This window comes from Streptomyces sp. NPDC021080 (assembly GCF_044333225.1).
Taxonomy (GTDB): Bacteria; Actinomycetota; Actinomycetes; order Streptomycetales; family Streptomycetaceae; genus Streptomyces.
On the sequence record NZ_JBIRQM010000008.1, the window covers coordinates 63,852 to 82,965 of the forward strand.

18 protein-coding genes are annotated in these 19,114 nt (G+C 71.6%); 12 read left to right on the plus strand and 6 right to left on the minus strand.

Going from position 1 to position 19,114, the window contains the following annotated elements:
- Nucleotides 1-284 precede the first annotated feature (284 nt).
- A complete protein-coding gene (locus ACH4S8_RS20850) occupies nucleotides 285-1,589 on the plus strand; it encodes a GNAT family N-acetyltransferase (protein WP_398396060.1) in 1,305 nt (434 codons plus the stop codon).
- 184 nt (nucleotides 1,590-1,773) lie between these two features.
- Here ACH4S8_RS20850 and ACH4S8_RS20855 read toward each other — a convergent pair whose 3' ends face one another.
- Complete coding sequence (locus tag ACH4S8_RS20855; RefSeq protein WP_103552310.1) at nucleotides 1,774-1,959, minus strand: hypothetical protein; 186 nt, start codon at nucleotides 1,957-1,959, stop codon at nucleotides 1,774-1,776.
- 215 nt (nucleotides 1,960-2,174) lie between these two features.
- Here ACH4S8_RS20855 and ACH4S8_RS20860 point away from each other — a divergent pair, with 215 nt between their 5' ends.
- Nucleotides 2,175-3,083 (plus strand): winged helix-turn-helix domain-containing protein, encoded by a 909-nt coding sequence (locus tag ACH4S8_RS20860; RefSeq protein ID WP_398396683.1) that lies wholly within the window; start codon nucleotides 2,175-2,177, stop codon nucleotides 3,081-3,083.
- Here ACH4S8_RS20860 and ACH4S8_RS20865 read toward each other — a convergent pair.
- Complete coding sequence (locus ACH4S8_RS20865; protein ID WP_398396063.1) at nucleotides 3,073-3,267, minus strand: hypothetical protein; 195 nt, start codon at nucleotides 3,265-3,267, stop codon at nucleotides 3,073-3,075. The genes ACH4S8_RS20860 and ACH4S8_RS20865 overlap by 11 nt on opposite strands.
- Before the next feature lie 189 nt (nucleotides 3,268-3,456).
- Here ACH4S8_RS20865 and ACH4S8_RS20870 point away from each other — a divergent pair, with 189 nt between their 5' ends.
- From ACH4S8_RS20870 to ACH4S8_RS20890, 5 genes are all read left to right on the plus strand, one after another.
- Nucleotides 3,457-4,341 carry a GntR family transcriptional regulator gene (locus ACH4S8_RS20870; RefSeq protein ID WP_398396065.1) on the plus strand — a complete coding sequence of 295 codons (885 nt, stop codon included), beginning with the start codon at nucleotides 3,457-3,459 and terminating at the stop codon, nucleotides 4,339-4,341.
- Nucleotides 4,341-5,078, plus strand: a complete 738-nt coding sequence (locus ACH4S8_RS20875) for an HAD family hydrolase (RefSeq protein ID WP_398396067.1) — start codon at nucleotides 4,341-4,343, stop codon at nucleotides 5,076-5,078. The genes ACH4S8_RS20870 and ACH4S8_RS20875 overlap by 1 nt, the downstream gene beginning before the upstream one ends.
- A 212-nt stretch (nucleotides 5,079-5,290) precedes the next feature.
- Nucleotides 5,291-6,328 (plus strand): phosphotransferase, encoded by a 1,038-nt coding sequence (locus tag ACH4S8_RS20880; protein ID WP_398396069.1) that lies wholly within the window; start codon nucleotides 5,291-5,293, stop codon nucleotides 6,326-6,328.
- A gap of 46 nt (nucleotides 6,329-6,374) precedes the next feature.
- The gene (locus ACH4S8_RS20885; protein ID WP_398396071.1) at nucleotides 6,375-7,004 is read left to right on the plus strand and encodes a TetR/AcrR family transcriptional regulator; all 630 of its coding nucleotides are present in this window, start codon (nucleotides 6,375-6,377) and stop codon (nucleotides 7,002-7,004) included.
- 92 nt (nucleotides 7,005-7,096) lie between these two features.
- Nucleotides 7,097-9,211: a HelD family protein gene (locus tag ACH4S8_RS20890; RefSeq protein ID WP_398396073.1), complete on the plus strand. Its 2,115-nt coding sequence runs from the start codon at nucleotides 7,097-7,099 to the stop codon at nucleotides 9,209-9,211.
- Between the two features lie 162 nt (nucleotides 9,212-9,373).
- On the opposite strand, the gene ACH4S8_RS20895 is transcribed toward ACH4S8_RS20890, so the two are convergent.
- Nucleotides 9,374-10,663, minus strand: coding sequence for a hypothetical protein (locus tag ACH4S8_RS20895; RefSeq protein WP_398396075.1), 1,290 nt, complete (start codon nucleotides 10,661-10,663; stop codon nucleotides 9,374-9,376).
- A 198-nt stretch (nucleotides 10,664-10,861) separates the two neighbouring features.
- On the opposite strand from ACH4S8_RS20895, the gene ACH4S8_RS20900 reads away from it, so the two are divergent.
- The 3 genes from ACH4S8_RS20900 (at nucleotide 10,862) to ACH4S8_RS20910 (ending at nucleotide 12,489) form a co-directional block, all read left to right on the plus strand.
- Nucleotides 10,862-11,392 carry a helix-turn-helix domain-containing protein gene (locus ACH4S8_RS20900; RefSeq protein ID WP_398396077.1) on the plus strand — a complete coding sequence of 177 codons (531 nt, stop codon included), beginning with the start codon at nucleotides 10,862-10,864 and terminating at the stop codon, nucleotides 11,390-11,392.
- A gap of 57 nt (nucleotides 11,393-11,449) precedes the next feature.
- Nucleotides 11,450-12,034 (plus strand): hypothetical protein, encoded by a 585-nt coding sequence (locus ACH4S8_RS20905; RefSeq protein ID WP_398396079.1) that lies wholly within the window; start codon nucleotides 11,450-11,452, stop codon nucleotides 12,032-12,034.
- A 116-nt stretch (nucleotides 12,035-12,150) separates the two neighbouring features.
- Complete coding sequence (locus tag ACH4S8_RS20910; protein ID WP_398396685.1) at nucleotides 12,151-12,489, plus strand: DUF2516 family protein; 339 nt, start codon at nucleotides 12,151-12,153, stop codon at nucleotides 12,487-12,489.
- Between the two features lie 361 nt (nucleotides 12,490-12,850).
- Here ACH4S8_RS20910 and ACH4S8_RS20915 read toward each other — a convergent pair whose 3' ends face one another.
- The 3 genes from ACH4S8_RS20915 to ACH4S8_RS20925 all read right to left on the minus strand — a co-directional run bounded on the left by ACH4S8_RS20915 (nucleotide 12,851) and on the right by ACH4S8_RS20925 (nucleotide 16,731).
- A complete protein-coding gene (locus tag ACH4S8_RS20915) occupies nucleotides 12,851-14,179 on the minus strand; it encodes a PP2C family protein-serine/threonine phosphatase (protein ID WP_398396081.1) in 1,329 nt (442 codons plus the stop codon).
- A 368-nt stretch (nucleotides 14,180-14,547) separates the two neighbouring features.
- The gene (locus tag ACH4S8_RS20920) at nucleotides 14,548-15,651 is read right to left on the minus strand and encodes an NlpC/P60 family protein (RefSeq protein WP_398396083.1); all 1,104 of its coding nucleotides are present in this window, start codon (nucleotides 15,649-15,651) and stop codon (nucleotides 14,548-14,550) included.
- Between the two features lie 267 nt (nucleotides 15,652-15,918).
- A complete protein-coding gene (locus tag ACH4S8_RS20925; protein ID WP_398396085.1) occupies nucleotides 15,919-16,731 on the minus strand; it encodes a class I SAM-dependent methyltransferase in 813 nt (270 codons plus the stop codon).
- A 345-nt stretch (nucleotides 16,732-17,076) separates the two neighbouring features.
- Here ACH4S8_RS20925 and mshA point away from each other — a divergent pair, with 345 nt between their 5' ends.
- Together mshA and ACH4S8_RS20935 are read left to right on the plus strand one after the other, a co-directional pair.
- Complete coding sequence (mshA, locus tag ACH4S8_RS20930) at nucleotides 17,077-18,414, plus strand: D-inositol-3-phosphate glycosyltransferase (protein ID WP_398396088.1); 1,338 nt, start codon at nucleotides 17,077-17,079, stop codon at nucleotides 18,412-18,414.
- 184 nt (nucleotides 18,415-18,598) lie between these two features.
- Nucleotides 18,599-19,090: a YbjN domain-containing protein gene (locus ACH4S8_RS20935; protein WP_398396090.1), complete on the plus strand. Its 492-nt coding sequence runs from the start codon at nucleotides 18,599-18,601 to the stop codon at nucleotides 19,088-19,090.
- The last annotated feature ends 24 nt before the right edge of the window (nucleotides 19,091-19,114 follow it).

Genomic DNA, 19,114 nt, shown 5'->3' on the forward strand with positions numbered 1-19,114 from the left:
GGCAGGCCCCCGCCGGACCGGGGCTGCGGCCGAGGTGGGTCGGGTCGGACGGGGCTGCGTCTGAGGTGGGTCGGGTCGGGTCGGGTCTGTATCTGGGACGGGCTGGACCGGGCAGGCCCCCGCCGGACCGGGGCTGCGTCCGAGGTGGGCCGGGTCGGACGGGGCCGTACCCGGGGTGGGCCGGGCTGTGCCCGGGGTCCGGGTGCGGAAGGCGGGACCGGTCGGGAGGGAAGCGCGCGGAAATCCGCGCGACACCCCGGCCGGGGTCCGCCTAGCGTGGCCTCATGACCGCGCACGATGCCAGCGACGCCATCGACCCGGGCGACACGGTCGCCGCCGCCGACACGATCGACATACGGCCGATCACCGCCTCCGACCTCCCCGACTGGCTGCGCGCCGTGAAGACGGGGTTCCTGCAGCAGCCGGTCGTCTCCGACGAGGAGGTCGAGAAGCGGGCGCCGGGGGTCATCCCGTCGAGAACCCTGGGCGCGTTCGACGGCTCCCGCTGCGTGGCGACGTTCAGGTCGTTCCCGCAGGAGCTCACCGCGGTCGGAGGGGCGGCCGTCCCCGCCGACGCGATCTCCGGCGTGACCGTCTCGCCCACGCACCGCCGCCGTGGCCTCCTCACCCGCATGATGAAGGCCGACCTGGCGGCGGCCAGGGAGCGGGGCGATGTCGTCGCGACGCTCATCGCCGCCGAGTACCCGATCTACGGCCGTTACGGCTTCGGCCCCGCCACCACCGTCACCGAGTGGACCGTCGACGTACCGCGCACCGGTCTCGACCCCCGCTGGGCGGGTCCGGCCGACGGCGGCCGGGTCGACCTCCTGGACGCCGAGGACGTCCGCAAGGCGGGCCCCGAACTGCACGAGCGGCTCCGGCGCGGCCGGCCCGGCGTGATCGACCGCGACGACCGGTGGTGGCAGATCAACACCGGCCTGCTGAGGATCGGCAACGGCCCCTGGAAGGAACCGTTCTACGCCGCGTACCGCTCGGCGTCGGGCGAGATGGAGGGCCTTGTCTCCTACACGGCGGACGACGACTGGGGAGACTCCAACCAGCCCCGGAACACGGCGGAGGTGAACTGGCTGCTCGCGGTGACGCCGGCGGCCGAGCGCGCCCTGTGGGGCTACCTCTGCTCGATCGACTGGATCACCCGGGTCAAGACGGGCCGGCGCGCCCCCGACGACCTGCTGCCGCACTTCCTGCCGGACCCTCGCGCCGCCCGTCTCACCAGCCAGTCGGACTGGCTCTGGGTGCGGATCCTGGATGTCGTACGGGCTCTGGAGGCCCGGACGTACGGGTCTGCCGGGACGCTCGTGCTGGACGTGACGGACGAGAGCGGACCGGACGGCGGCCGCTTCCGGCTCCGGGCCGCGCCGGACGGTACGGCGGCCTGCGCGCCGACCACCGAGGAGGCGGACCTGTCGCTCTCCATCGCCGATCTGGCGACGCTGTGGCTCGGGGACGAGTCCGCGGTGCGGCTGGCGGCGCTGGGCCGGGTCCGGGAACGGCAAGAGGGCGCCGCCGCTCTGGCCGACGCCCTGCTGCGGACGTCCAGGCGACCGTGGTGCCCGGACATCTTCTGAACTGCGGATGCCTGTAGGGAGGTTCTCCTTCCGTGCGGGGCGGGCGACGACGCCCGCGACTGCTGATCCGTAGCGATTCGGTTGTGGTGGTGCGGGTTGGCGCGGTGGTGCGGACTGACCGGGCTCCCGGCTCCCCTCCGGAAGGGAGCACGGTCAGCCGGACCGGCCGGACGGTGACGTCCGGTCAGCCGGACTGGGCGAGCAGCATCACGAGGATCACGGCCCCGATGCCGCTGACGGTGGTGTTCCGGGCCTTGAGCCCGACGGACAGCGCGACGAACGCGATGATGCCCATCGGCCCGTACTCCCACTGGACGAGTTGCTCGAATCCGATGGCCAGGGCGGCGACGGCGAGGGCGACGAGAGGCATGACGGTCCCTCCTTGGGACGGGGAGGCGGACCCCCGCTGAGGACCGTCCGCCCCGACCGCCCGACACCCGGGCGGCACTTCGGCGGCCAACCCTCCGGAAGCTTGACCATGTTCTGCAAGTTGGCGACCAACTCACTCCTACTTATTGCCGTGTTGGGACGACTCATAACCACCTGTCCGGCAACTGCCGGAAGATGGCGGGAAGTTGTAGTGTTCTGGTTGTGGAGCCGAAGCATGCCGTCGTCAACGGACGGAACAGGTCACCACGGCCGCCGAGGTCGCACCGCGAGGTGGCCGACGAGCTGCGCAGCCGGATCAGGTCCGGTCGGCTGCGGGCCGGCCAGCGCATGCCGACCCAGGCGGAACTGGCCGAGGAGTTCGGCGTCGAGCGCGGTGCCGTGCGCCAGGCGCTGCGCATCCTCCAGTCGGAGCACCTGCTCGTCAACGTGTCCAAGGGGAGCCCGGCGACGGTCGCGGACCATCCCGAGAGGGCTCCGGCCGGGCCGCAGGACCTGCCGCAGTCCACCATGGTGGCGCTCGCCCCGCGGATCACGGCGGCCTTCGCGGCCCCGCACGTGCAGATCGACGCGCTGTGTCTGACCGCGGTGTCGCTCACCCTCGCCATGGGCGAGCCGTTGCGCGAGATTCATGCGGGACGCATAAAACCGGCCAGGGTCGAGGTCCGGGTGCTGCTTCCCGGCCGGGACATCGACCTCGCGTTCCCCGCCCTGGTCGATGACATGGCGGACGACCGTCCGCGGCGTCGCTGGCTGGCTCATCGCGACGCCCAGGTGCGGGTGCTGCGGCACAATCTGCTGGCGCTGCGGGCCACGCACGGCATCGACGTGCGGGTCTCCTTCCGTGCGCTGCCCTTCACCCCGCCCGTGAAGCTGTACCTGCTCAACGGGGCGGAGGCGCTCTTCGCGTACTACACGCTCGCGCGGCGGGGCGAGGAGATCGACCACGAATACCTGGAGATGTACGACGCCCGGGGCACGCAGTCGATGCTGTTCCCCTTCAGCCGGGGGGTGGGACTGCGGGACACCACGTTCGTGGAACAGTCCCACCTCTGGTTCGACGCGCTGTGGGAGACCATCAGCTCGGAACTGCTGATCACGAACTGAGGGCCGGCCCCGTGACCAGCAGGGCCAGGACGGCGGCCCCGATGGAGCTGCACGTGGGGCTCTTCGCCTTGATCCCGATGCTGAGCAGCAGCAGTCCGACGATGCCCGCCGGTCCGTACCGCCAGTGAACGAGTTGCTCGAAGCCGACGACGAAGACGGCGGAGAGGAGGGTGACGGCGGGCATGGTGGTTCCTCCTGCTTCTCTTCGGTGACGCACGCGGGGTGATCGGTGCCGTGGATGGGCGAGGGGGAGGCAAAACTTCCGCCATCTTGGCCAAGTTGGCAACCAACTCTGGTTAGGTTGTCCCCACTTGGTAAGTATCCATAAACAACTTTCGAGTAACTCCCGAAAGATGGGAGAGGGTTGTACCGTTTGGTCGTGACTCAGGAGAACGTTGTGGCGAGTGACAGCGACAGAAGGCGTTCGCCCCAGGAGATCGCCGACGCCCTGCGAGAGCGCATCCGCACCGGCGAGCTGAAGGCGGGCGACCGTCTGCCCACCCAGGCGGAACTGGCCGAGGAGTTCGGCGTCGAGCGCGGCACGGTCCGCCTCGCCCTGCGCGAGCTGCAGGAGGACGGCCTGCTCAGCAACGTCAGCAAGGGCAGCCCGCCGCGGATCGCGGAGGCCGCTCCCCCCAGGAACGAACCGCAGCCGACCATGGTGGGCCTCGCCCCGCGTCTCGCCGAGGCGTTCTCCGTTCCCCACGTGCGCATCGACGCGGCCTGTCTCACCGCGGAGACGCTGATGCTGGCGCTCGGCGAGTTGGTCCGCCGGATCCACGACGGAAGGATCCGCCCGGAGCGCATCGACGTCCGGATTCTCCTGCCCAGCCGGGAGATCAACCTGGCGTTCCCCGTCTCCGTCGACGACCCCGGCGGCGAGGACCCCGTCCACGCGCGCTGGCTGGTCCAGCGCAACGCCCAGGGCCACGTCCTGCGCCACAACCTCCAGTCCCTGCGCTCCTCCCACGGCATCGACGTCCACGTGACCTTCCGGGCCCTGCCCTTCACTCCGCCGGTGAAGCTGTACCTGCTGAACGGGACGGAGGCACTGATCGCCTACTACATGATCGCCAGGCGGGAGGAGGAGATCTCGGCCGACAAGAAGCTGGACATGTACGACACCCTCGGCACCGAGTCCCTGCTCTTCTCCTTCGAGAAGCGGGCGGGCGGCCGGGACACCGCGTTCGTGGACGAGTCCCAGAAGTGGTTCGACGCCCTCTGGGAAACCATCACCACGGACCTGAAACTCACCTAGTGACTTCTGATACGACGCAGACTGATGCGGTGGCGACACAGACGGAGAACCTGCGGGACACGATCACCCGAGCGCGCTTCGTGCTCTTCGACTTCGACGGTCCGGTCTGCCGGCTGTACGCGGGGCACGCCGCCGAGACGGTGGCCAGGGATCTGGTCGAGTGGCTCGAACGGCAGGGAATGCGCGGCCTGTTGACATCGGAGGAGCGTGAACACCCCGATCCGCTGGAGGTTCTGCACGCGGTCGACCGGCGGCGGCCGCGCAGCGACCTGGTGACCGAGCTGGAGGCGCGGTTCACCCAGCAGGAGCTCAAGGCGGTGGACAAGGCCTGGCCCACCGCGTACGCCGACGCGGTGATACGGACCTGGAGGGCCGTCGGCGCCCGGCTGGCCATCACCACCAACAACTCGCCCCTCACCGCGGCCCGTTACCTGAACAGCCGCGGTCTGGCCGAATGCTTCGCGCCCCACATCTACGGCCGCACCGAGGATCTGCGCCACCTCAAGCCGGACCCGAACTGCCTCAACCGGGCCCTGAACGCCCTCGGCGCGGATCCGGCGAAGGCGCTCATGATCGGCGACACCCCCTCGGATCTGTACGCGGCCGAGCGGGCCGGAGTTCCGTTCCTCGGCTACGCGCGTAACGAGGCCAAGAGGAAGCTGCTCCAGGACGCCGGGGCCGAGCACGTGGTGGCGTCACTGAAGACCGTGCTGCGGATGCTGAGGGGGCAGACCTGAGGACGCGCGCTGCCCCGGGGGAGTGAACGGCGCGCCGGCTCGCGCGATGGGGCGGCTTTCTTCTGGAATCATGCCCATGCACGAGTGGCGACGGAGTACCGTTCTCCCCTCTTTCCTCCTTGGTCCGCGGTTGCGTGAGAGAACGGTCAATGTCACCCGAATCGACTTCCCTGGCTTTTGCGCGAGCCATTGAGTTGAGTGGCGACGCGGGCGTGGTCGAAGGACCGCTCCATGGCTACCACCATGAGACGTACGTCGTCCGGCTGCCGCGGGCGGCGGCGGGAGCCGAGCAGGTCCGCTGGAAATGCCGGGAGCCGCGACCCGGACTGCTGTGGTTCGACCGGCGCTGTTTCGCCTCCGAAGAGCAGCTGCTCCGTGCGCTGGCGGGACGGATCGAGGGCATCCCCGACCTCGTCCCCGAACTCGCCGGCACGGCCACCCCAGGGCTCCAGCGCTTCATCGAGGGGAGCACGCTGGGGACGCTGTACGGATCCGGCGGTGAGATCCCCTTCGCCCTCTTCGGGCAAATCGTCTCCCTTTTCGAGCAGTTGGCCCGTGTGAAAGCCAATTCCCTGGACGTGGGACGGACGTGTAAATCCGCCGACCGTCCTGCCGAAGGCGACACCACGGGCTTTTTGGAGCGTCTCATCCTGTTCACGGAGCGGGACGTATACCAACGGAATATGCATGACTTCAAGGTCCTGTTCTACGGCCTCGGTCTGGACGGCGATTCCTTCGGGAAGCTCCGCGGGCACGTGTCGGGACTGACCGCCCGCCCTTTCTGTCTCCTGCACGCCGATCTCCACCGCGAGAATTTCGTGGTCGACGCGAAGGCCCGGCTCTGGACGATCGACTGGGAGCTGGCGATGTTCGGAGACCCGCTCTACGACCTGGCCACCCATCTCTACCTGATGCGGTATCCGGCGGAGCAGGAGCGCCGGATGACCGAGCAGTGGTGCGACGCCGTGGAGAGCGTCACCCCCGGCAGTTCGGCCGGCTGGGAGGCGGACCTGCCCAAGCTGCTCGCCTACAAGCGGGCCCAGTCCGTCTTCACCGACGTCATCAGGACGGCCCTGTCCCTGGAGGAGGGGCGGCGGACGGCCGACGGGAGTCCTCTCGTGGAGGCGGGTGACAGGATCCGGAAGGTGCTGGACGCCGCGGCGGAGCCTCTGGAGATCGCGGTGCCGGCCCCGGAGAGCGTCACCGCCGCGCTGGCCGACTGGCTCGACGAGCGGCTCCGGTGTCCGTGACGCACGGTCGCCGTCGGCGCCCCGGACGGTGCGTACGCTCGTGGGCATGAGTGACACCGGGCTGCGCGAGCGCAAGAGGCGGCGGATGTACCAGTCCGTCTCCGACACCGCCATCGGCCTCTTCCTGGAGAAGGGGTTCGACGCCGTGTCCGTCGCCGAGGTCGCGGCCGCCGCCGAGATCTCCAAGCCGACGCTCTTCCGGTACTTCCCGTCCAAGGAGGATCTGGTCCTGCACCGGTTCGCGGACCACGAGACCGAGGCCGCGCGGGTCGTCGAGGAGGGCCGGGCCGCCGGGCGGTCCGCGATCGACGTGCTCCGCGAGCACTTCCTGGACGGTCTGCGCCGGGAGGACCCCGTCACCGGGCTCAACGAGCACCCCGGAATTCTCGCCTTCCACCGGCTGCTCTACGGGACGCCGTCGCTGGTGGCGCGGATGTACGGCTACCTGGAGCGGTCCGAGGCGGCGCTCGCCGAAGCTCTCGCGGAGCCCCTGGGCGCCGGGCTCGACGCACGGCTCGCCGCCGGGCAGATCACGGCCGTGCGCCGCATCCTCGCCGAGGAGAACCTGCGGCGGATCGCGGAGGGGGAGTCCGTGGCGGCCGTACGGCCGGACGCCGAGGCGGCGGCCGGACGGGCCTTCGCGCAGCTCGCGGCCGGATTCCCCGGGCTGGCCTGACCCGCTCACCCGAGCCTGGGCCCACCCGGCCACAGAAACGTGTCCAAGTTAAAAATGTTACTCGGTTACGTTATTCCGGTACCCTGGATGGAATGACGCCCCCCGCCCACGCCTCGGAGTCCGAGCCGGACCTTCCGCTCACCCGCTCCCTCTCCCGTGAACGCGCCTTCCACGACACCTGCCGCGCGGCCCTCGACGCGATGGTCGACGGCGCCGAGGAGCAGGTCGTCACCGGCGAGGACGTCTCCGCGTCCGGGGCCGACGCCGAAGTGCTGGGGTATCAGCTGCGCAGCCGGGCCAAGGAGATGCGGGAGCTGCCCCAGGGCCCCCTGTTCTTCGGCCGGCTCGACTTCCAGGACTCGGCCGCGGCGGCCGGCGACCACGCCGGGCAGAGCTACCACATCGGGCGGCTGCGGATCAGGGAGCACCCCGCCGCCCCGCCCCTCGTCGTCGACTGGCGGGCCCCCGTCTCGCGCGCCTTCTATCAAGCGGGCGCCCGCGACCCCCAGGGCGTCGCCGTCCGCCGCCGCTTCGGCTGGGCCCCCGGCAGCCGCGGCGACTCCGCCGACCTCACGGGGCTGGAGGACGAACCCCTCGGGGCCGGGCCGCCGGGCCCGGTCCCGCCGGAGCCGACCGGGGCCGGGACCGTCGGGGGCGTGGCCGCCCAGGGAGGCTCGATCCTCACCGAGGAGATCGAGCGCCCCCGCGTCGGCCCCATGCGGGACATCGCCGCCACCATCCAGCCCGAACAGGACGACCTCGTACGAGCCGATCTCGCGGCCTCGGTCTGTGTGCAGGGCGCCCCGGGCACCGGCAAGACGGCCGTCGGCCTGCACCGGGCCGCCTACCTCCTCTACACGCACCCGCAGCGCGTCCGGCGCGGCGGCCTGCTGATCCTCGGCCCCAACCGCACCTTCCTGTCGTACATCGCGGAGGTCCTGCCCGCGCTCGGGGAGACCGGTGTGCGCCAGTCGACGATCGGGGAGGAGATCGCGCGCCGTCCGGTGACCGGGGAGGACGACGAGCGTGCCGCGGTCGTCAAGCACGACGCCCGGATGGCGCGGGTGCTGCGCCGAGCCCTGTACGGGAACATCGGCGTACCGGACGACGGCCTCGCGGTGCCGGACGGCACCTACCGCTGGCGTGTCCCCGTCGCCGTACTGCGCCGGATCGTGGACGACGTACGTGCCGAGGAACCGCCGTACGCCGTCGGGCGGGAACGGGTGCGGACACGGGTCGTGCGGTACGTGCGGGAGAAGGCCGAGCTGCGGGCCGGGCCGCAGACGAACGCGTGGGCGCAGCGGATCTCGCGGGCCAGGCCGGTCGGCGCGTACGTCGACGCGGTGTGGCCCCGGGTGCGCCCCGAGGAACTGCTCGCCCTGCTCCTCACCGACGCCGGGGCGCTGGAGCGGGCGGCCGACGGGATCCTCGACGCCGAGGAGCGGAAAGCGGTGCTGTGGGCGAAGCCGCCGCGGTCGTGGAAGTCGGCGCGGTGGTCGGCCGCCGATCTCGTCCTCCTCGACGAGATCGCCGGGCTGATCGAACACCCCGAGGGGTACGGCCACTTGGTGATCGACGAGGCGCAGGACCTGTCGCCGATGGAGTGCCGGGCCATCGCGCGGCGGGCCTCCTTCGGGTCGCTGACCGTGCTCGGTGACCTCGCGCAGGGCACGACTCCCTGGGCGGCACGGGAATGGGGCGAACTCCTCGCCCACCTGGGCAAGCCGGACGCCGCCGTCGTCCCCCTGACGGTCGGATTCCGGGTGCCCGGGGCCGTCGTCGAACTCGCCAACCAGGTGCTCGGCCGCCTGGACGTGGACGTCCCTCCGGCCCGGTCCCTGCGCAGGGACGGCGAGTTGAGGATCCGGCCGGCCGCCGACCTGTCGGCCGGGACCGTCGCGGCCGTACGGGAGGCGCTCGCGCACGAGGGGTCCATCGGGGTCATCACCGCCGACGCGGACGTCGCGAAGGTGCGGGAGGCCCTCGGCGCCGCCGGGATGAGCGTCGCCGGAGTCGACGAACTCGGCGCCCGGATCGCCGTGCTGCCCGCGAGCCTGGCCAAGGGCCTGGAGTACGACCATGTGGTGGCCGTGGAGCCGGCGGCGATGGCGGAGGCCGAGGCGCGGGGCCTGCACCGGCTCTACGTGGTGCTGACCCGGGCGGTGTCACGCCTGGACGTGATCCACACACGCCCGCTGCCCTGGTGACCCCCCGGCCGTGCCCGCGGCCCGGCGATTCGGCCGGTTCACCAGGACGGTGGCGGCCGCCGAGGAGGACCCGCGGTGCCCACGGCCCGAGCGGGACGGGCCGACGGCCGGTGTCCCGCTCGAACGCTTCCGGGCGCGACGCCCTCGGGCGCGCCGGACGGATTACCGTCGGGCCGCGCGGCGACGGACGAGCAGGACCGCACCCGCACCGGCTGCGACGGCCGCGGCCGCGGCACCCGCGAGGGGCAGCGCCGGGCCGGAACCGGTGGCGGCGAGGTCACCGCCGGTGGTGGTGTTCGCTCCACCGCCCGTGCTCCCCGATCCTCCCGTGCTCCCCGATCCGCCCGTGGACCCGGATCCCCCCGTCGTCCCGCCTCCGCCGGTGGAACCCGAACCGCCCGTGGAGCCGCTCCCGCCGGTGGAACCCGAGCCGCCCGTCGAGCCGCTTCCGCCCGTCGAGCCGCCGCCCTCGACGTGGAGCAGGATGTCGGCCTTGTCGTTCGCCTTGTTCACGTCGTACGGGCGGGCGTCGGAACTGAGGGCCACCGAGCCCTTGGCTCCCGCCACCGCCTTGTCGATCCTCAGCTTGAAGGAGCGGGTGGACACCTCGCCCGGCTCCACCCAGTCCGGCTGGCCGCCGTCGCAGGAGTAGGTTCCGGCTGCCGACTTCTTGCAGCCGTTCGGTCCCTTGACCACGGTCGTGCCCGCGGGCACCTTGATCAGCAACCGGACGGCCACCGTAGGGCCGGGTTCCTCCAGCACCCACGCGGGGCCGGCGTTGGTGACCTTCACCTCGGCGTCGACCGTGTCCCCGACCCGGCCCTTCAGCTCCGCGCCCGACACCTGGAAGTCGGCCGTGTTCACCGTGTTCACCCACACCCGGGCAGCGGCGTGGCCCTCCGAGCCGCCGCCGGGCAGAACGGCGCCGGGCCGCTCCACCAGCTTCGACGCGGGAGCGGTTCCGCGCGCGGGATGGCGGGCGTATTCATCGCCGCCGGGGTATTGGTAGTCCCAGAATTCGACGTCGAGCCGGTCGTGCAGCGCCTTGTCGAGGACCTTGATGGGCAGCTTGGCGGGGGCGTAGACGACACCGGGCTCGACGGTCTGGTCGAACTCGCAGGTCAGCAGGGTTCTGGGCGCCAACTCGTCGTACTCGCCGATGTCCCACCGCACGCAGTTCGAGGGCACGTCGGCGAAGTCCAACCCCTCGGTGACGTAGTACCACGCATAGACCTTGTCCAGCGCCTTGGTGCCCGTGATGCCGAAGGTGGCCGGCGCCTCGAAGGTGGTTCCCGGCTTCACTCCGTCGATCGGTGTGGTGTTCAGCACCAGCCCGGTCCCGGGGTGGTCGGCCATTGCGGAGGGAGCGCTGCCCAACGTGATCAGCGCGCCGGCGCCGAGGACGCCGACGGCCGTGCGGAGGGTGCGGAGGGTGGGTCCGGAGCGGGGCATGCGGTGACCTCTGGGGTGAAGTGGGGGAAACGGGCGGCGAATTGCGGGTGTCGCAGTTCCGTAGTCCAGACCCACGCCGACGTCGAACAGTTGTATCGATGCCGCCGTGATCGACCGACGGGTCGCACCTCCGTGGCGTGACACACTTTTGCAAGCAGGTGCTTGCAAAAGTTAGCGAGGGTGGGGCATGGTGGAGGCATGGCATCGCTCAACGTCGGCAATCTCGGTGAGTACCTGCGGGAACAACGGCGCACCGCGCAGTTGTCGCTGCGGCAGCTCGCCGACGCCGCCGGGGTGTCCAATCCGTATCTGAGCCAGATCGAGCGCGGGCTGCGCAAGCCGAGCGCGGAGGTGCTCCAGCAGGTCGCCAAGGCCCTGCGGATCTCCGCCGAGACGCTGTACGTGCGGGCCGGCATCCTCGACGCCGAGCGGGACCGCGACGAGGTGGAGACACGTGCCGTCATCCTCGCCGATCCCACGCTGAACGAGCGGCAGAAGCAGGTGCTGCTCCAGATCTACGAGTCCTTCCGCAAGGAGAACGGATTCGAGGTCGCGCCGGCGGACGGGACCGGTCACGGCACCGAGGCGCCCGGCACCGGCGAGGACCGCGGCACCGACGCACCCGGGACTCAGGACGCGCAGGACGCCCAGCCTTCACCGGACACCGCCGTCCGCGGCCCCCGCACGGCCGACGGCAGCGATGCCGGTCCGCAGCAGACCGCGAGTTGACCGCGTTGCGGACCACCAAAACCCTCAGCTGAAAGCGATTACGGGAGGACCCTCGTCATGGCCATCACCGACGACATCCGCAAGGCCGCCACGGACCCGACCCCGCTCTACTTCCTCGCCGGCACCGCCGACCTGGCCGTTCAGCAGGCGAAGAAGGTCCCCGGCATCGTGGAGCAGATCCGCGCCGAGGCCCCGGGCCGGATCGACACCGTGAAGAACATCGACCCCAACGCCGTCCAGGAGAAGGCCACCGCCCGTGCCAAGGTGGCGCAGGAGAACCTGCAGGCCAAGGTGACGGAGCTCCTCGGCACCCTCGACACCGACCTGAAGAAGCTCGGTGAGTCCGCCCAGGACCTCGCCCTGCGCGGTGTCGGCGTCGCCGCCGAGTACGCCGTCAAGGCGCGCGAGACGTACGAGAAGGTCGCCGAGCACGGCGAGCAGACCGTGCGGACGTGGCGCGGCGAGGCCGCCGATGAGATCGAGGAACTCGCCATCGCCGTCGAGCCGAAGGCCGAGCCGGTCGAGGTCAAGGAAGAGGAGAAGCCGGCGGTCGCCGAGGACGCCTCCGCCAAGAAGAGCCCGGCGAAGAAGGCCTCGGTGCGCAAGCCGGCCGCCAAGAAGACGACTCCGCCCGCGAAGTAGGCGATCGCGGAGACATGATTCCGCCGTACGCGGACGGGCCGGGCACTCTCTGAGTTCCCGGCCCGTTCTCCGGGTACGGTGGCCGTAGAGACGACTCGATCGGGGCGGTGGACATTGTGCTGATGACGGCATTCGGCGGTCTGATGTGGCTGATCTTCACAGCCATCCTCGTGCTCGCCGTGGTGGCGCTGGTGCTGGCCGCGATCGCCCGCGAGGACGCCTACCGCGCCGCCGACAAGCAGAACAAGATGTTCTGGCTGATCATCCTCGGTGTCACCGTGGCGGTGAACCTGACGCTGCCGTATCTCTTCCTGCAGCTCGCGGGCCTGGTCGCCACGATCGTCTTCTTCGTCGACGTCCGCCCCGCACTGCGCCAGGTCTCCGGCGGCGGCCGCGGCCGCCGAGGCGGCAGCAGCAGCGACGGCCCGTACGGCCCGTACAACGGCGGCCGCTAGCCCCCTTCGCAGGCCACGCACAGCCGGAGTCCGGCCAGGGCCGACACGGCCGGCCACCACGACGCACCCGCAGCCGGGTACGCGCGGAAGGGACATGGCATCGGTCATCACGATGCACCCGCAGTCGGCCGCGCGCGGGAGGGGCCGTGCCGGTACATCAGATGCCCGCAGGCCGGACGGATCGTCACCCGCGTCCGCCTCGAAACTCCGCTGGGATCCGTTCGGATGCGGGCGGATGTACCGGCACGGCCCCGACCCACCCACCGGCGCGAACCGCCGACGCCGACGCGAGCGCCGACGTACGGCCCCGCCCCACACCGCACCGCACCCGAACCGCGAAACGCCAGAAGCGAGCGGCCTGCTACGGATTCCGGTCCAGCAGCAGTACCGCCACGTCGTCCGCCAGCTCCCCGCCGTTGAGTTCGCGGGCCTCGTTCACCGCCGCGCGCAGCAGATCCTCGCCCTGGAGCCCCTGGGCGAGCTGGCGGCGGACCATGTCCACCATGCCGTCCAGGCCCAGGCGCTCCTTGCCCACGCCGGTGTGGCCCTCGATCAGGCCGTCGGTGTAGAGCATCAGGCTCCACGCGGCACCCAGTTCCACCTGCATGCGCGGCCAGCGGGCGTTCGGCAGCAGACCGAGCGCGGGGCCGTTGTTCTCGTACGGCAGCAGCTCGGCGGGCCGGCCCGGACGGGCGATCAGCGGCGACGGGTGACCGGCCAGGCAGAGCCCGGCGCGGCGGCCGTCCGGCGCGATGTCCACGGTGCACAGCGTCGCGAAGATCTCGTCGTTCTCCCGCTCGTGCTCCAGGACCTGCTGCAGCGTGGACAGGAGTTCGTCCCCGCACAGGCCCGCGAACGTCAGGGCGCGCCAGGCGATCCGCAGCTCCACACCGAGCGCCGCCTCGTCCGGCCCGTGCCCGCAGACGTCGCCGATCATCGCGTGCACCGTGCCGTCGGCCGTGCGCACGGTGTCGTAGAAGTCGCCGCCGAGCAGCGCACGGGAGCGGCCCGGACGGTAGCGCGCGGCGAAGCGCAGCGTGGAGCCCTCCAGCAGCGGGGTCGGCAGCAGGCCGCGCTCCAGGCGGGCGTTCTCCTGGGCGCGGAGCTTGGACTCGGTGAGCCGCCGTTCGGCCTTGTCGGAACGTTTCCGCTCCACCGCGTACCGGATCGCCCGGCTCAGCAGCCGGCTGTCCAGCTCGTCGCGGAAGAGGTAGTCCTGGGCGCCGACGCGCACCGCCTCCGTGCCGCGCTCGGCGTCGCCGGACGCGGTGAGCGCGAGGACGGCGTGGCCGGGCGCGAGCCGCAGTACGTGCTTGAGCGTCGCCAGCTCGTCCTCGCTGTCCGCCGCCCGGCCCGGCGCGGGCAGCGCGAGGTCGAGCAGGATGCAGTGGACGTCGTCGGTGAGCAGCCGCTCGGCCTCGGTGAGGTTGCGGGCGGTGCGGATCCGGACCGGTTTGCCGGCCGCGTCGAGCATTTCGGGCACGCCGAGCGAACCCGCCGGGTCGTCTTCGATGACCAGGAGGGTCAGATGGGTGGTGCCGGTGAGCGAGGTCGTGGTGCGGGCTTCCGGTGCGGTCCCGGCGGGGCCGCCGGTGCTGTCTCCGGATGGGCCGCCGGGTGAGAACACGGCTTGAGCCTGACCACTCTCCACGGCCGGGATCGCTCTCTGCCGCGGTACGGGTACGGGCATCGTCTGGGTTCCTTCCCTCCCCCCGAGGGCGTGGTGGGCGAAGGACCTCGACCCACCGACGGGGACCATAGCGCCCGCCGGTGCCGCAGCGGAATGGCGTACGGCGCGGCGCCGGACGAAGGGCCACCGTCATATGCCGCATCCCGTAACGCACTTGGACAGGACGCGGTTCCCCCGGGGATGACGAAGGTCACGTCCCCGGGTTCGAGGAGCCGGGGCAACCGTGCCGCAGGTCACGTGCGGTGCGTCACGCGAACGCTTTCCCTCACGCACCGTCACGGATACCACGCACCGTCACGGATGCGCCCTGAACCTCGCGCGAGGCGAGGGGCGCCGTGCGAAGGGCGCCGGGTGTTCCAGGGCGCGGCTTACGCGTCGGGCCGGACGACGCCCAGGATCTGCATCGAACCCGCCCCCGTGATCGTCACCGTGCGGCCGGGGCGCGGGGCGTGCACGATCGCGCCGTCCCCTATGTACATCCCGACATGGCTGGCGTCGTCGAAGTAGATGATCAGGTCGCCGGGGCGCATGTCCTTGATGTCGATGTGCTTGAGCTGTTTCCACTGCTCCTGCGAGGTGCGGGGGATGGGGTGACCGGCGGCCGCCCAGGCCTGCGAGGTGAGCCCCGAGCAGTCGTACGTCTTCGGGCCCTCGGCTCCCCACTCGTACGGCTTGCCGATCTGGTCGGTCGCGTACTTCACGGCCTTCTTGCCCTGCTCGGACGCGTCGCTCTTGATGTCCGAGAGGACACCTGAACTCAGCCAGACCGTCTGCGCCTTGTGGGCGGCCTCCTCCTCCAGCTTGGCGAGCCGCTCCTTCTCCTTCTTCTCCAGCCGGGACTCCAGCTTCTCGGCGTCGGAGATCCGCTGCTTGATCTTCTTCTTGGCCCCGGCCCTGGCCTCGCGGTCGGCCTCCAGCTTCCGCCACTGGGCGGAGGCGTCCTTCGCGTACTGCCGCAAGTCCTGCTGGGTGCGCGCCATCTCGTCGAGCAGTCCCTTGGTGGCGTGCTCGCCCTGGCGCACCACTCCCGCGCCGTCGAGGAACTCCTGCGGGTCGTCGCTCAGCCACAGCCGTGCCTCGGGCGGCAGCCCGCCGCCCCGGTACTGCGCGCGGGCCGCGGCACCCGCGCGGTCCTTCAGCGCGTCCAGCTTCGCCTGGCCCTTGACGATCTCCTGGGCCAGCCCGACGATCTCGGCGGACTGCTTCTGGACCTTCTCCTCGGCGGCGTTGTACGCGTCCGTGGCGACCGCCGCGTCGTGGTAGAGCTTGTCGAGCTTCTTGCGGACCGCTTCAAGGTCCTTGTTGCTCACGGGAGTCGGGGTCGCCGTCGGCGTCGCCGTAGGGGTCCTGGTCGGTGCCGGCTTCGGTTCCGGGCTGGCGTAGGCCGTCCCCGATGACGCCAGCACCACGCAGGCACATGCGCAGGCCAGGGCCATGGCCGCCGTGGTCAGGCTCCGCTTGCCGGATCCCATTCTCCGCCCCCCAACTGATTTACCGTCAGTAACTTACGGACGCCTGAGGGATCGTGCCATGCCGGCGCGCAATGCGACAGAGCCGGGCAAGAACTCCCTTCCCCTCGCGCGCGAGGCAGGCAGGAACTCCCTTCCCCGGGGTCCGCTTCGGCATGACGATCTCATCCCCCCGCGTGTGTGACGTGCGACTCACCGAGATCGTTCCCCACGGGTCGCGCGCCGGCCGTCTCCCGGTCGCCGCCGCGTTCCGTCGGGTCGCGCGCCCTGTCAGGCGCGGGGCGTCAACGCCTCCCAGCGGACCGTCACTTCGCCCTGGCGCCAGCGGGCGATCCCGTCCACGACCGGCCAGTCGGCCGTCAGGTCGCGGACCGTGCGTATCCAGCGCTGTCGCGCGCCGTACGAGGCGTACGGCGCGGCGGCCGCCCAGGCGCGGTCGAAGTCGCGCAGGAAGGAGTGCACGGGCTCGCCCGGCACATTGCGGTGGATGAGCGCCTTCGGCAGCCGCTCGGCCAGGTCGGACGGGCGGTCCAGGGAGCCGAGCCGGGTGGCGAAGGTGACCGTGCGCGGGCCTTCCGGGCCGAGGGCGACCCAGACGTGCCGGCGGCCGATCTCGTCGCAGGTGCCCTCGACCAGCAGCCCGCCCCGGGAGCCGGGGCCGGCCGGCGCGAGCCGTGCGCACAGCCGCCGCCAGACCTCGGCGACCTGCTCCTCGTCGTACTGGCGCAGGACGTTCGCCGCCCGGATCAGGTGCGGCCGGCCCGGCACCGGGACCTCGAAGCCGCCGTGCCGGAAGGCGAGGCCCTCGCGTTCGTACGGGCGGGCGGCGGCGACCCGCGCCGGTTCGATCTCGACGCCGAAGACATGGGTGCGGGGTGCGGCGGTGCGAAGGCGCGTCAGCAGCTCGACCGCGGTCCAGGGCGCGGCGCCGTAGCCGAGGTCGACCGCCACGGGCTCCGGTGCCCTGCGGAGTTCGGCGCCGTGCACCGCCGCGATCCAGCGGTCCATGCGGCGCAGGCGGTTGGGATTTGTCGTCCCGCGCGTCACCGTGCCCACGGGGCGAGACGCTGCGCGGGTTGTCATGCGTACGAGAGTAGGCGGCTCCGGCACGGACCGGTGACCCTGTGGACAACCGACGGCGGCTTGGCGGTCCCCTGTGGACAACCCCGGCCGAACGGGTCGCGCGCCTTGGCGGACCCCGGCGGCGGCCTGGGCGATCCCTGAGGCGGAGGCCCCGGGTGGACCCCGGCGGAGGCAGGCGGAGGCAGGCGGGCGGAGAAGCCGACGCACCCGGTGATCGAACGGTTGAGCGATATCGGGTAATGATTCGGCAAAGGGGAAATGGGGCGGACGGCTCCGGCGTTCCACCTCACGGAGGGCGTCACACGTCCTCCGACCGGCATGCCCGCAAGCGAGGAGGACCGCCACGTGAGCCAGTACGTCAGCAGGCTCGGGCGACGCTCCCCGGCGACAGCCTCGCGGCTCAGGCTGCACCGCAGGCCCCGGCGGGTGGCCATGCTCTCCGTGCACACCTCGCCCCTGCACCAGCCCGGCACGGGCGACGCGGGCGGCATGAACGTGTACATCGTCGAGCTCGCCCAGCGGCTCGCCGCGATCAACATCGAGGTCGAGATCTTCACCCGGGCCACCACCGCGGCGCTGCCGCCCTCCGTCGAGCTGGCTCCGGGCGTCCTCGTCCGGCACGTCGACGCGGGCCCCTACGAAGGCCTCGCCAAGGAGGACCTCCCCGCCCAGCTGTGCGCGTTCACCCACGGTGTCATGCAGGCCTGGGCCGGGCACCGCCCCGGCTACTACGACCTCGTTCACTCGCACTACTGGCTCTCCGGCCACGTCGGCTGGCTGGCCGCCGAACGCTGGGGCGCGCCCCTGGTGCACGCGATGCACACGATGGCCAAGGTCAAGAACGCGGCGCTGGCCGAGGGCGACACCCCCGAGCCCGCCGCCCGCGTCATCGGCGAGACCCAGATCGTGCGCGCCGCCGACCGCCTCATCGCGAACACCGCGGAGGAGGCCGACGAACTCGTACGCCACTACGGGGCGGCCGCCGGCAGCGTCGCCGTCGTCCATCCGGGCGTCAACCTCGAACGCTTCCGGCCCGCCGACGGCCGCGCCGCCGCCCGCGCCCGGCTCGGTCTCCCGCAGGACGCCCTGATCCCCCTCTTCGCGGGCCGCATACAGCCCCTCAAGGCCCCCGACGTGCTGCTGCGCGCGGTCGCCGTGCTGCTCGACGAGCGGCCCGAACTGCGCAGCCGGATCGTCGTCCCCGTGGTGGGCGGTCCGAGCGGCAGCGGACTCGCCAAGCCCGAAGGGCTCCAGAAACTGGCCGCTCGGCTGGGCATCGCCGACGTCGTACGGTTCCGGCCGCCCGTCGGACAGGAGCAGCTCGCGGACTGGTTCCGGGCCGCCTCGGTGCTCGTCATGCCCTCGTACAGCGAGTCCTTCGGGCTCGTCGCCATCGAGGCGCAGGCGGCCGGTACGCCGGTGCTCGCGGCCGAGGTCGGCGGTCTGCCGGTGGCCGTGCGCGACCAGGAGACCGGCTTCCTCGTACGAGGTCACCGTCCCGCCGACTACGCGCGCGTGCTGCGCGCGTTCGCCGACGACGAGGGTCTCGTGGCCCGTATGGGTGCCGCCGCGGCGGTACACGCGGAGCGCTTCGGCTGGGACACCGCGGCGGCACAGACGGCGGACGTCTACGCGGCGGCGGCGCAGGACCACCGACGCCGTCTGCGCGCACACCACGCCTGACGCCCGACGCCTGTCGCGCGCACACGGTGCACAGCACGCCTGACGCTCGACGCCTGTCGTGCACACACGGTGCACACCACGCCCGACGCCTGTCGCGCGCACACCGTGCACAGCACGCCTGACGACGTCCCCGCGTGTTCGGCCGGGCGCGTCACCCCCGACGTGGGTCACGTACGCTCGGGCCATGGCTGACGCAGCGTCGATCATCGAGCGGGTCCTCACCGAGGCCGAGTTGGAGTGGGAGAGCCCCGGGGCGGGCTCGTACGTCGTGAAACTGCCCGGCACCCGCAAGCTCTCGACGACGGTCTCGCTGATCGTCGGCAAGCACTCGCTGTCGCTGAACGCGTTCGTGATCCGCCACCCGGACGAGAACCACGAAGCGGTCCACCGCTGGCTCCTGGAGCGCAATCTCAAGCTCTACGGGGTCGCCTACGCGGTCGACTCCCTCGGAGACGTCTATCTGACCGGCAAGCTGCCGCTGACCGCCGTCACCCCGGAGGAGGTGGACCGTCTCCTCGGGTCCGTCCTCGAAGCCGCCGACGGCGCCTTCAACACGCTCCTGGAACTGGGTTTCGCCTCCGCGATCCGCAAGGAGTACGCCTGGCGGGTGTCCCGCGGGGAGTCGACGCGCAATCTGGACGCGTTCTCGAACCTGACGCGGCGCCCCACCAGCTGATCCCCGTGTCCCGGGCGGCCCGTC

Bases quoted from the DNA above. Each gene is read 5' to 3' on its own strand.
- ACH4S8_RS20850 (WP_398396060.1), top strand. From the start codon at position 285: ATGACCGCGCACGATGCCAGCGACGCCATCGACCCGGGCGACACGGTC.
- ACH4S8_RS20855 (WP_103552310.1), bottom strand. From the start codon at position 1,959: ATGCCTCTCGTCGCCCTCGCCGTCGCCGCCCTGGCCATCGGATTCGAG.
- ACH4S8_RS20865 (WP_398396063.1), bottom strand. From the start codon at position 3,267: ATGCCCGCCGTCACCCTCCTCTCCGCCGTCTTCGTCGTCGGCTTCGAG.
- ACH4S8_RS20885 (WP_398396071.1), top strand. From the start codon at position 6,375: ATGAGTGACACCGGGCTGCGCGAGCGCAAGAGGCGGCGGATGTACCAG.
- ACH4S8_RS20890 (WP_398396073.1), top strand. From the start codon at position 7,097: ATGACGCCCCCCGCCCACGCCTCGGAGTCCGAGCCGGACCTTCCGCTC.
- ACH4S8_RS20895 (WP_398396075.1), bottom strand. From the start codon at position 10,663: ATGCCCCGCTCCGGACCCACCCTCCGCACCCTCCGCACGGCCGTCGGC.
- ACH4S8_RS20900 (WP_398396077.1), top strand. From the start codon at position 10,862: ATGGCATCGCTCAACGTCGGCAATCTCGGTGAGTACCTGCGGGAACAA.
- ACH4S8_RS20905 (WP_398396079.1), top strand. From the start codon at position 11,450: ATGGCCATCACCGACGACATCCGCAAGGCCGCCACGGACCCGACCCCG.
- ACH4S8_RS20915 (WP_398396081.1), bottom strand. From the start codon at position 14,179: ATGCCCGTACCCGTACCGCGGCAGAGAGCGATCCCGGCCGTGGAGAGT.
- ACH4S8_RS20920 (WP_398396083.1), bottom strand. From the start codon at position 15,651: ATGGGATCCGGCAAGCGGAGCCTGACCACGGCGGCCATGGCCCTGGCC.
- ACH4S8_RS20925 (WP_398396085.1), bottom strand. From the start codon at position 16,731: ATGACAACCCGCGCAGCGTCTCGCCCCGTGGGCACGGTGACGCGCGGG.
- ACH4S8_RS20935 (WP_398396090.1), top strand. From the start codon at position 18,599: ATGGCTGACGCAGCGTCGATCATCGAGCGGGTCCTCACCGAGGCCGAG.